Source organism: Vibrio sp. TRT 17S01 (genome assembly GCF_050113695.1).
GTDB lineage: Bacteria > Pseudomonadota > Gammaproteobacteria > Enterobacterales > Vibrionaceae > Vibrio.
In genome coordinates this window covers 40,641-53,013 of sequence record NZ_JBNJOG010000010.1, presented here as the reverse complement: position 1 = coordinate 53,013, position 12,373 = coordinate 40,641, and the positions used below count along the sequence as shown (strand labels likewise).

The following is a 12,373-nucleotide window of genomic DNA, read 5'->3' as shown; positions in this document are numbered from 1 at the left end:
GTGTTTAAAATTCTCGATTTGTATATTGGCAGAACCATTATCGCAACAACCTCTTTAGTGTTGGCGACGTTTGTTGGTCTTTCTGCCATCATCAAGTATGTGGAGCAACTTCGTAAAGTCGGACAAGGTACTTACGATTTGCTACAAGCGCTATTTTTTGTCTTGCTCAGTGTTCCTCGAGATATTGAGATGTTCTTCCCAATGGCGGCGTTGCTTGGTGCTTTGATTGGTCTAGGAATGTTGGCATCGAGCTCTGAACTGGTTGTCATGCAAGCAGCTGGTTTCTCCAAGTTGGACATTGGTCTATCTGTATTGAAAACGGCCGTTCCACTGATGATTATTGTGACCTTATTAGGCCAGTGGGGGGCGCCGCAAGCGCAGAAAATGGCAAGGGATATGCGTGCCTTTTCTACTTCAGGTGGCGCCATCATGTCTGTTCGAGCTGGCGTTTGGGCGCGCGATGCTAATGATTTTGTTTTTATCGGAAAAATTGAAGACGATAAGTTGTATCGACTGAACATGTGGCGCTTTGACGAAGAGAAAAAGCTCGAGTCAGTGATTCATGCAGAAAAAGTCGATTATTTAGGTGATAACGAATGGATTATGCGTAATGTTCAAGTAACGGACATGCGTGATGATATCGAGATAGCCAAACACAATATGCCGGAGTACCGCTGGACAACCTCGCTAGCGCCAGACAAGTTGGCGATTGTAACAGTGAAACCAGAAGAACTGTCGCTAAGTGGTTTGTATGACTACGTCACATACCTTGAAGACTCTGAACAAGACTCATCACGTTATGAACTGGCATTTTGGCGCAAAGTCACTCAGCCGTTTTCCATTGCCGTGATGATGTTGATGGCATTGTCGTTTATCTTTGGTCCATTGCGTAGTGTGACGATGGGGGCAAGGATCTTGTCTGGTGTGATAGCCGGTTTCACCTTCTATATTTCCAGCGAGTTCTTCGGCCCATTGAGTTTGGTGTACAACATTCCTCCAGCATTTGGTGCAGTGATGCCGAGTATCGTCTTCCTCACAATTGCTATTATGCTCTTGAGAAGAAAGCTCTAAATCGCATAAAAACGGCAGCCGATTGGCTGCCGTTTTTTTATTAGCGAAGCTTTTTCAAACGATACAGTTCTTCCAGCGCTTGACGAGGCGTGAGATCGTCTGGGTCTATATTGGCCAGCGCTTCTTCAACTTCACTGGGTTCAGGAATGAGGCTGAGCTGGTTTGCTATGTCAACAGCTGTACTTGGTAGTCCTGTCTCTCCTGATTGGCTCAGTTGCTCTAGCTGAGTGAGCTTGGCTCGTGCCTGTTTGATCACGCTCTTAGGTACACCAGCAAGGGCTGCAACAGCAAGGCCATAAGACTTACTCGCGGCACCTTCTTGAACGGCATGCATAAACGCAATGCTATCGCCATGTTCAACGGCATCTAAATGGACATTCGCTAAATGTGGGATTTGGTTTGGTAGCTCTGTGAGTTCAAAATAGTGTGTGGCAAAGAGCGTCATTGAACCGAGCTCTTTAGCCAGCCATTCGGCACTTGCCCAAGCGAGAGATAGACCATCGTAGGTACTGGTACCACGCCCGATTTCATCCATTAACACTAAACTGTTTGCCGTTGCATTATGCAAAATGTTCGCGGTTTCTGTCATTTCGACCATAAAAGTCGAACGACCAGATGCGAGATCGTCGGATGCACCAATACGGGTAAAAATACGATCAATAGACCCGATTTGTGCAGACTCCGCAGGTACATAAGCACCAATATGAGCCATCAGCGCAATGAGAGCAGTCTGACGCATGTATGTAGACTTACCGCCCATATTAGGACCAGTAATGATCAACATCTTTCGCTGTGGGTTCAACTCAATAGGGTTAGCGATAAACGGCTCATCCATCACTTGTTCAACGACAGGGTGGCGCCCACCTTGAATGTGGATCCCAGCTTCTTTAGTGAGAATCGGACGGCAATAATCGAGAGAATCTGCTCGCTCAGCTAGGTTTTGCAATACATCAATTTGAGATAATGCCGATGCAAGATTTTGCATCTGTTCCAAGTGCGGCATGAGCAGATCAAACAGTTGTTCCCAAAGCTGTTTTTCCAGAGCAAGCGCTTTGGATTTTGAGTTCAACACCTTATCTTCATGCTCTTTTAGCTCAGGAATAATGTAACGCTCGGCATTCTTTAGCGTTTGACGGCGCACATAATGTGGTGGCACTAAATGACTTTGCCCTCGGCTGACTTGAATAAAGAAACCATGCACATTGTTATAACCCACTTTGAGCGTATCAATACCGTGGCGGTCACGTTCATCAGCCTCAAGCTTTTCTAGATACTCAGTGGCACCGTCAGATAGCTTACGCCACTCATCGAGTTCGGCATTGTAACCTTCGGCAATCACACCTCCATCGCGGATCACCACGGGAGGGTTATCTTTAATTGCGCGTTCAAGTAAATCGCAAACCTCGTCCATTGGTGCCGCATACTGAGCCAGCTTTCCAAGGTAAGGATGAGAAAGCTCGCCCATGATTTGGGCTAGTTCTGGGAGCTGTTGCATGGCAAAGCGCAGACGAGCCATATCACGAGGGCGGGCACTGCGTAGAGCCAGTCTGGCGAGAATGCGCTCGACATCGCCGACTTGTTTCAATACCGGATGAAGATCAGCGAACAAACTGAGTTCTTTCAGTTCACTGATGGCATCAAGGCGATGATTGAGCGTGTCGATATCGCGCATAGGCTGGTGCAACCAACGCTTAAGCATGCGACTGCCCATTGGTGTTGCAGTATGATCAATGACTTCGGCTAACGTATTGTCAGTGCCTCCAGCAAGGTTCTGTGTGATCTCTAGGTTGCGTCGTGTCGCGGCATCCAAAATGACAGAATGATCTTGGCGATCAAAGGTTAGAGCACGTATGTGAGGCAAAGCTGTGCGTTGGGTATCTTTTACATATTGAATCAAACAACCTGCGGCACACAGGCCTAGCTTTGCATTCTCAACACCAAACCCAATGAGATCACGGGTACCAAATTGTTGGTTCAGTTGTTGTTTAGCGGTATCAAGTTCGAATTCCCAGACAGGGCGGCGGCGATTGCCGTTGCGTGAAGACATCAGATGAACGGGTTCAAAATCTTCAGGGAATAATAGTTCACGTGGGGAGGTTCGCTGAAGTTCTGCTGCCATGGCTTCTTCTGTTTCTGGCTCCATTAATTGGAAACGACCAGAAGTTACATCGAGGGTAGCATAACCAAACTTACCATCGTGGTAATAAATAGCGGCGATCAGGTTATCGATACGCTCAGAAAGTAATGCTTCGTCCGTTACTGTTCCTGGTGTCACAATCCGTACGACTTTACGCTCAACAGGGCCTTTGCTGGTCGCAGGATCGCCAATTTGCTCACAAATAGCCACCGACTCACCAAGCTGTACCAATTTCGCTAAGTAACCCTCAACGGCATGAAACGGCACGCCCGCCATTGGAATAGGTTCGCCAGCTGATGCACCGCGTTTAGTTAAAGAAATATCCAACAGCTGAGAGGCGCGTTTGGCATCGTCGTAAAAAAGCTCGTAGAAGTCGCCCATGCGATAGAACAGCAAAATATCCGGATTTTCAGCTTTGAGCTTGAGATATTGTTGCATCATTGGAGTATGTTTTTGCTTTTCTTTTTCAGGTAACGCTTTCACGGGCAAAATCTTTCGTTTATTTCTATTGCGGCTTAGGATACGTGAATAGCGAATAAGCGAAAAGAGATTCAAACACTTTATCTCGATTGGGTGCTAATGAGGTAATTTTTCCTACGCTCAAGGGATGAGTTGGAAAGAGTCTAAAAGTTAGTGTTCTAACGAGCTTTTTATGAGGTAAGTCATATTAATGTTCAAATAGTTTCTAATCATTTGGTTGGTTAGGTAGTCTATAGAGTAAAGCATTAAATTATAAATAGATTAATTAATATGGGGTACGGAATAAGGCCCTTTTAAAAGACTACACACATAATTGAATCTTATGATCTTAAGTGAATTTTTTTCAGAACTGACTGCATTTCCAACGAGCGTTTTTTTCATCCCTTTCCTTTTCATCTTTCTGGTGATGTTGGTTGATCTGGTATTTAACTTTGTCGAAAGCATAGTGCCAGTGGAGTTCGATCTCTTTGACATTGATAATATTCCTGGCGCGGGGCTTCTTCTTCCTCCTTTCCTTTCTAAAGTGCCATTGATGGTAGCACTGAGTTCGAGTTTTTTTATTGCTACGGTGTTGTCATTTTATGCTTCTCACTTCAGTCAGCGTTGGTTGAGTGGTGGTTTTCTAATGATGATTAATATCCTATCTTTGCCTGTTGTTGCTTACTTTTCTTTGGTTGTTGCCGCTTGGTTTTTAAAGCCATTGAGTCCGCTATTTGATAAGAAAAAGGCCTTTGCTCGTGTTGAGTTTATCGGCCTCAAGGCTCGAGTTCACAGCAGTCAAGTGACAGCGAATATGGGAGAAATAATGGTTGTGCAAAATGGTAACGAGTATTTACTCGATGCGGTTTGTACTCAGGACGCAGAGATCAAATATGGCGATGAGGTTGTGATAGTAGCTAAAACAACAGAACCTCGTCGCTACTTAATAGCAAAAAAATAATTAGAGTTTTACAACAGGAGTTGGTTAATGGAAATTTCCCCAAGTATAGTTTTTATCTCGGTTGGCGTTGGCTTAGTACTGCTTATCCTCATATTTCTCACCACACGCTATAAGAAAGTTAGAGGGGAGGGTGACGCATTAATTGTTAATGGCTTAGATCGTACCCGAGCTTCTTTAACCGGCACTTTTGTTTGGCCGGTAATCAACCAGTTTGAATATATGGATATCACGCGTAAGAAGATTTCCGTAATTCGAAGTGGTCGTAAAGATCAAGAAGGTGAAGAGTACGAAGGACTTCACTGTAGCGACAATATTAGAGCTGATTTGAAAGTTGACTTTTACATTGGGGTTAATCACGAAGAAGAAGATATTGTTCGAGTTGCTAAGCTTTTTACTGCTCATGAAGCATCTAACTTAGAGCGTTTAAAAGAGCATTTTCAACCTAAGTTTTCTGAAGCTCTTAAAACAGCTGTGAAGCAATTTGAATTTGAAGAGCTATTGACGAATCGTCGTGCTTTTCGTGATGCAGTGGTTCAAGTGATCGGCAGCGAGATGGATGGCTTTAAGATCTATGATGTTGTGATTGATAAAATCGATCAGACCGCATTAGATGCACATAACCCAGACAACATCCTTGATGTTGAAGGTATTCGTAAGATTTCAGCTATTACAGCACAAAAAAATACCGAAACGAACGCTATCCGTCAGGATGAGCGTACAACGATTAAAAAGAAAAATGTTGAAGCAGAAGCAAACCGTCTGCAGTTGGACAAGCAAGAGCAGGAGAGCATTGCTCGTACACAGCGAGAAATTGAAATTATTAAGGCGCAGGAAGATGCGCTTTCCTCTGAAAAGAAAGAAGAATATCAGCGTGTTACAGAGCTGGCTAAGTTAGAGACCGAGGAAGAGGTCGCTAAAAAACGCGAAAGTGTTCAGATGGAAGTGGAGATGACTCGGATTGCGAACCAGAGACAAGTTGCCATTCAAGAAGAAGAGTTAACTCGTTCTGTAGAAACTGAAAAAGTTCGCACAGCGACAGAAGTTGCAGAAAAAGAAATGCAAAAAGAGACCACTGTGGAAGAGTCTCTTAAATCTGTAGCAGAAACACGCTCACAACGTGTCGAGATTGAACGTAAGATTGCTCGTGAAGAAGAAGAAACAGAGAACTTACGTGTCAATGAGCAGGTAAATCGTAAGAAACGCGTGACCATGGTTGAAGCTGAAGCTGCAGCTGAAGCGGCGCAACTGGAACTGCTTGTTGCGGCTCGTGCGGAGAAAGACGCAGCGAAAGAGAGAGCAGAGCGTCTATTAATTGAAAATGAAGCCGAATTGAAAGTTAAAACTCGTGAAGCAGAGAATGAGTTAGCGGTTAAGTCTCGTGAGGCGGAGGCTGCACACATTGTTGCTGTTAAACGAGCAGAAGCGGAATTTATTGCTAAAGATAAAGACGCTGCAGCAAAAGAGCGAATGGCACAAGCAGAGAAAGAGTTGATCAGTGCAACGGGTCTTGCGCAGGTTGAAGTCGATCGTGAGCGTGCTCAGGCGATTCGTGAAACGGGTGAAGCGGAAGCATACACCTTGCAAAGTGCAGGTGAAGCTGAGGCTCAGGCGTTGCGTGCTAAGGGATTAGCGGAAGCTGAGGCGCAGTCAGCTCGTTTTGAAGCGGCGCAGCAGTATGACGAACATACGCGTGAGCACGACAGGTGGGTAATGCAGCTGCAGCAAGAGAAAGACTTAGAGTTGGCACGTATCGATGCACAGAAATCGGTAGTGGCTGAAAATGCACAAGCGATCGCTCAGGCATTGTCACAAGCTGATATTAAGTTGTTCGGTGGTGAAGGTGTTGAACAGATTCGCCGTACCATTTTGGATGCCGCAGCGATGGACAGCAAGTTCGAAGAGTCCAAAGTACTTAACCCTCTTGTTTCAGACTACATGGAAGGCAATCGAAGCCTACCTCAGGATATTAAAGATATTCTAGAAAACACCAACCTTAAGAGTAGCGATTTAAGTAATGTTGCTCTTGCGAGTTTACTCAACTCTCAAGGTGGTGCCGCTGAACTGATGAAGAAGATTCAAAGTTCGCTTGATGTTGCTCCTGATAGCAAAGCCTAACTAAATAAACCCACTCCCGCAAAAACTCCCGCTTCGCTGTAAGCGGGATGAACAGGTATAACTATGTCAGATTTGACTCAGAAAGCTGTGAGTGAAGGTGGAGCTTATGAGGTGCTTAAATCTCGTTTGTCTCAGCAAGGTCAGCAACTAAATTCACTCGCTCACTCTTTTAATCAACAACGTCAACACGTCTTTGGTGCCCAGGAACTAAAACTGGTTGGCAAGACCAATGTTCAAACCGATGCTCGCTGTATTCCTATCGATATGGCACAGGTGAATCAACAATTGTTGTTTGGCTATCAAGTACATGTCGGAATGAAGGCTACCCCAGCGCTGCAAGATGTGTTTGGTTTATATCAATTACATGAAAATGAAGGAACTTTTCGTATTGAACCTCTTCCTCTCGAGGGAAGTTTTTTGCATGATCCTCGCTTTTTGCATGAATTCTCAGAGCTATTTACCTATTACCGTGATGCGCGTTTGTCGCAGATCTCTCGACAGGAAAGTACGCTTTATATCGCCTTTCAAATTGGAATGCGTGTCGAAGATCGTAAAGTGTTCCGTTTTCAGATTAATGCCAATTCTATTGAGTACCTCGATTCATCGGGACACGCCTCTTTAACCAATCCAGTGCAGCATGATTTTGATTGGATTGCCACTACTCGTGATGATCATGTCATGGGGAGTCATTCTCATGTCTCTATCGCTGATAAGTTGTTTGTCGAATGTATTGGTGGAGACTTGACTATCAAGGTTGAGGACAATACCGATGATGGCAAAGGGATATATCGCGAAGAAGTTGAAGATCATCATCAAAGTATTGCCGATGCACATATTCATTATGCTTTTAGTGGCGATTTAATCGTTCTTAAAATTCGTCCCAACCGAGAGAAGCATGAGCGGTATTTTATCTACAACCCGCTGAATCAAACTGTCGTTCGAGCCGATGCTTTAAGTCAGAGCGCCAAAGTTCTTCCTGAACAGCACGGTATTTTATATTCGCACGGATTCGTGCTCGCTAATGGTGAACATAAACAGTTTGATATGCCATGGCAGCACCTGCAGTTTTTCCAGAAAGTCGTTTCTCCTAATGGAGAAGATGTTTTGTATTTCTTTTTCAACATGTTGGAAGGCTATTACCTAGTGTTCACTTACAACATGATTGAGAAACAGTTTGCAGCTCCAATGGAAAGCCATGGTTTTAGTTTGTACCCAGATGGACGCATGTTGGTTTTCCAATTGTCTGAGAACGCAGAGGCATCGACAATTCATCCACTACGAGTTTGGGACACGCCTTTTTCGATGCCCGAGTATTACGCCCAAAATAATGCGGCGGTAGATGGCTCTAACCCTTTATTTAATCTGGGCAATGCTGAGCTCGTTCGAGCTTTATCGTCAGTCCTCTCAGTGTGTCAGTTAGCGCAAACTGAAGAAGTCACTCAAACAGCGTATGAAGTGCTGCTTAAGCAATGTCAAATGACATTGGATCACTATCATTGGCTGGGCCAGGATTATGCACAAGGTATCGGAGCAGCCATCAGCGAATTGATGGAGACAGCCGATAAAATCATTGATGAATTTGCGAAAGTTCAACAGCTGCAAAGCCACGCAGCTCAAAGCTTAGAACGGCAACAAGTCGCCATTAATGAATTGGTTGGAAAGATTAAGTTAGCGCCTAAAGAGCAGGCAAATGTATTGCTTGGCGTGCTTGCTGAAGTAAAAGGCTTAGTGGGTTCGACAATGGCTTTGCGTCAGCAACACTATGTCGATGTGGCTAGCGTAGATGACATGTTGGTCACTTTACAGCAGCAGCGTGAATTACTTAACAAGCAATTGCTCACCTTGCTTCAAGATGAAAAGGCCTATCTGCCTTTCAAACAGCAGATTCAGAAAATTGAGGCAGAGTTAGAGCAGACTGACAAAACGTCGCATATGACGAAGCTGCAACAGCAATTAGATGGACTTAGAAGTGACCTTCAATTAGTAACCGAAGAAGTGACTGACATTGAAACGGATGATCCGACTCAGGCGACAAGGATCCTTGACCTTACTACTGAGATCTCAACCTTACTAAACAGTGTTTCTGCAAAACTGCGAAATCGGAGCAAAGGTCTCCAGAGCGAAGAAGCTCAAGCTGAGTTTAGTGCTCAGTTTAAGTTACTAGGTCAATCTGTGAGTAGTGCGATGGAGCAAGCTACTTCACCTGACGATTGTGATACTCAGTTGGCAAAATTGATTGGGCAATTGGATAAGCTCGAGTCTCGTTTCGCCGATTTTGACGAGTTTCTTGCGGAGATCTATTCGAAAAGAGATGAAATTCAGTCAACGCTAGATAACCACAAACAACATTTGATTTCAGCGCAGCAGCGTCGAGTGCAAAACCTGCTTCAAGCAGCAACAGTGACTCTAAAGAGTATTGATAAACGAGTGGTCAAGTTCGAAGATGTTGCAGGTTTGAATAGTTATTTCGCAACCGATGCTATGGTGCTTAAGCTTCATCAGTTGTCAGAATCAATTCGTGATTTAGGTGATAGCGTAAAGTCAGACAGTCTAGATGCGAAACTGAAATCATTACAAGATCAGTCACTAAGAGCATTGCGTGATAACCAAGACATCTTCGAGCAAGGTGGAAAAATATTAAGACTGGGTAAGCACCGCTTCAGTGTAAATCAGCAGGCGCTTGATTTAAGTTTAGTTGAGCAGCACGATCAGCTATGTACTCATATATCAGGCACTGATTTTTACCAACCCATCGAGGATGAAGCTTTTCTCAAGTTGCAAAATGTCGCAAGGTTAGAGGTCGCTTCTGAAAGTGATACAGTTTACCGTTCTGAGTATCTATCTTACCTGATACTTCACTCTGCGCAGCAAAATTTGTCAGGTTTAACTTTAGACTCTTTATACAAAGCGCATACAGATAATCGATTAATTGAGCTTGTACAGCGCTTTGCTGCGCCTCGTTATCGTGAAGGGTACGTAAAAGGTATTCATGACAGCGATGCTGTACAAATATTGTCGCAATTGTTGCCAATTTATAACAAGGCAGGATTGCTTCGTTTTGGCCAAGCCGCTAGGGCTAAAGCGCTGCTATGGTTGTTAGAGCAAGAAGATGAGCGACTGAATGAGATTCGCCAAAAAGCAATTAATGCTGAGCTATTACGCGAACACTTAAATGCTTTTGAAGCCTTCAATGCCTTGAAAGAGCATTTAGAAACCGATTTTAGTCAACCAGATGCTGGTGATAGTGCTAGCTATCTGATTGGTGTGTTGTCACAAAAAGAAACGGGTATTCAAGTTAGCCAAGATGCCTTGGTTCTGTGTGAAGACTACCTGCAATTCCGTCGAAGCTTAGGCTGGTCACCGACAGAACAACCGCTGAGAGAACAGCTCAGCGATCATATGCATTGGTTGAGCGCCTACACTGATAAGAATCAACACAGCCAAGCTTTCGTTACGGAAAGTGCAATAATTGCATTGTGCAAAACGCAGTCACAGCTGCCGCTTCAAAGTGTCGATTTTTCGTTGCAATGCACAGTGTCCGGCCTGTTAGGAGAGCATGAAAGCGTCAAAAATGGTCAACTTGACTTAGTGCTGGATGATTTTCTTCAGCGTAGCGAGCGTCATCATAGTGCGGTTGTACCTCAATATGAGGCCTACCTTAAGCAAAGATCCGAATTGTTAGCTGAGGCTAAACAGCAGTTTCGTCTAGAGGAATTTAAGCCGCGCCCTTTAACTTCTTTCGTGCGTAATAAGCTGATCAGTGACAGTTACTTGCCACTAATTGGTGATAATTTTGCCAAGCAAATGGGCACAGTCGGTGACAATAAACGAACAGATCTTATGGGGATGCTGTTATTGATTTCACCACCTGGCTACGGCAAAACGACACTGATTGAATATGTCGCTCACAAGCTAGGGTTAGTGTTTATGAAGATCAATGGACCTTCTATTGGGCACCAGGCTACATCGCTCGATCCTGCTGAAGCTCCGGATCAAAATGCGGCTCGTGAAATCGAGAAAATTAACTTGGCATTTGAAATGGGCAACAACGTGTTGCTTTATTTAGATGATATTCAGCATACCCATCCAGAATTACTCCAAAAATTCATTTCATTGTGTGATGGTACGCGTCGAATTGAAGGGAATTGGCAAGGAAAAACGAAAACTTACGATATGCGCGGTAAGAAGTTCGCTGTCGTAATGGCGGGCAACCCATATACAGAAACGGGTGAAGCCTTCCGTATTCCTGATATGTTGGCCAACCGAGCGGATATTTACAACTTGGGTGATATGTTGTCCGACCAAAAGCAAGCCTTTGAATTGAGCTTTATTGAAAACTCATTGACTTCAAATTCAGTGCTGGCACCGTTAGCAACACGTGATCTTAACGACCTCTACCGTTTTGTTCGTATGGCTGATGGGGAAAACATTGCATTAAGTGATATGAGTTACTCGTATTCGGCAACTGAAGCAAATGAAATTGTCAGTACCATACAAAAACTGTCTCAGGTCCAGCAAACGGTGTTGAAGGTAAATCAACAGTATATTCAGTCAGCGGCGACAGCGGATCAATATCGAGTAGAACCAGCGTTCAAGTTGCAAGGCTCGTATCGGAACATGAATAAACTGGTCGAGAAAATTTCATCAGTTATGACTGTGGATGAGATCAATACATTACTTCAGGACCATTACCAAGGAGAGGCACAAACTCTTGCTAGTGGAACGGAAGAAAACCTATTAAAACTGGCTGAGCTAAGAGGTGATATGACCTCAGAGCAGGCTGAGAGATGGCAAGAAATTAAGCTTAATTATCAGCGTCAGAAATTAATGGGAGATTCTGAAGATAGGGCCGGTCAGGTGGTACAACAATTAGCTATGCTGAACCAAAATGTTGCACGAATTGGTCTGGAGAGCAGCAATGAAACGTAGCCAATGGATAGAGTGGTTAGAGGCCTCTTTGTCAGACTATCGCTTAGATGACAGTGAACGAAATTTTCTTCAGAGTGAGTTAGCTGAGGCAGTGATAAGCAACGAAGAACGCTCCTATCTACGCAACCAGAGTTTTAAACTTGCTAAAGCCGCTATGTTAGATAGCTCGGAGCCAGAAGGGATTTTACGCTGGCTTGAGCGTGTTGTGCGGGTGCTCGACAACGTCAGAATCAACCAGTCAAGCCAAGTGGCGACAAGCTGGTTCTCTCCGGGAAGACGTTGTGCATCGGGAATTATTGAGCAATTAAAACTTGCTCGAACTTCAATTGATATCTGCGTATTTACCATTGCTGATGACGAGTTAACCAAGCATATTCTCCAAGCGCACCAGCGTGGTGTTATGGTTCGCATTATTACTGACAATGACAAAATGTATGATAAAGGCAGCGATATTGAGTACTTAGCGCAACAAGGTGTCCAAGTGAAAATTGATACTACGCCTTATCATATGCACCACAAATTCGCTATTTTTGACCAGAAGAGATTGATTAACGGAAGCTTTAATTGGACAAGAAGTGCATCCAAATACAATCAGGAAGATATCACCTTGTCGGATGATGCACGCTTTCTAACCTCGTTTTCGAGGCAATTTGAACAACTTTGGCAGCGCTTTCCCTGTCATCAACCTTCACAAAATTAAG

At 44.2% G+C, this 12,373-nt stretch carries 6 protein-coding genes; 5 read left to right on the top strand and 1 reads right to left on the bottom strand.

Annotation, left to right across the window (positions count from 1 at the left end; genetic code table 11):
• On the top strand, nt 1-1,071 hold the full coding sequence (gene lptG, locus ACQEXS_RS15490; RefSeq protein WP_427011561.1) for an LPS export ABC transporter permease LptG: 1,071 nt from the start codon (nt 1-3) through the stop codon (nt 1,069-1,071).
• A 40-nt stretch (nt 1,072-1,111) separates the two neighbouring features.
• Here the strand turns inward: lptG and mutS are convergent, their stop codons facing one another.
• Nucleotides 1,112-3,649: a DNA mismatch repair protein MutS gene (gene mutS, locus ACQEXS_RS15485; protein WP_427014500.1), complete on the bottom strand. Its 2,538-nt coding sequence runs from the start codon at nt 3,647-3,649 to the stop codon at nt 1,112-1,114.
• A 361-nt stretch (nt 3,650-4,010) separates the two neighbouring features.
• Between mutS and ACQEXS_RS15480 the strand changes: the two genes are divergently transcribed.
• The 4 genes from ACQEXS_RS15480 to ACQEXS_RS15465 all read left to right on the top strand — a co-directional run bounded on the left by ACQEXS_RS15480 (nt 4,011) and on the right by ACQEXS_RS15465 (nt 12,372).
• On the top strand, nt 4,011-4,628 hold the full coding sequence (locus ACQEXS_RS15480) for a DUF1449 domain-containing protein (RefSeq protein WP_427014431.1): 618 nt from the start codon (nt 4,011-4,013) through the stop codon (nt 4,626-4,628).
• Between the two features lie 27 nt (nt 4,629-4,655).
• Entirely contained in the window at nt 4,656-6,743 is a 2,088-nt protein-coding gene (locus tag ACQEXS_RS15475) for a peptidase (RefSeq protein WP_427014430.1), read from the top strand.
• A 63-nt stretch (nt 6,744-6,806) separates the two neighbouring features.
• Entirely contained in the window at nt 6,807-11,672 is a 4,866-nt protein-coding gene (locus ACQEXS_RS15470; protein ID WP_427014429.1) for a DNA repair ATPase, read from the top strand.
• Nucleotides 11,662-12,372 carry a phospholipase D-like domain-containing protein gene (locus ACQEXS_RS15465; protein ID WP_427014428.1) on the top strand — a complete coding sequence of 237 codons (711 nt, stop codon included), beginning with the start codon at nt 11,662-11,664 and terminating at the stop codon, nt 12,370-12,372. Before ACQEXS_RS15470 ends, ACQEXS_RS15465 begins: the two co-directional genes overlap by 11 nt.
• The last annotated feature ends 1 nt before the right edge of the window (nt 12,373 follow it).

Coding starts and splice junctions, on each gene's coding strand:
- mutS (WP_427014500.1), bottom strand. CDS start 3,649: ATGATGCAACAATATCTCAAGCTCAAAGCTGAAAATCCGGATATTTTG.
- ACQEXS_RS15480 (WP_427014431.1), top strand. CDS start 4,011: ATGATCTTAAGTGAATTTTTTTCAGAACTGACTGCATTTCCAACGAGC.
- ACQEXS_RS15475 (WP_427014430.1), top strand. CDS start 4,656: ATGGAAATTTCCCCAAGTATAGTTTTTATCTCGGTTGGCGTTGGCTTA.
- ACQEXS_RS15470 (WP_427014429.1), top strand. CDS start 6,807: ATGTCAGATTTGACTCAGAAAGCTGTGAGTGAAGGTGGAGCTTATGAG.
- ACQEXS_RS15465 (WP_427014428.1), top strand. CDS start 11,662: ATGAAACGTAGCCAATGGATAGAGTGGTTAGAGGCCTCTTTGTCAGAC.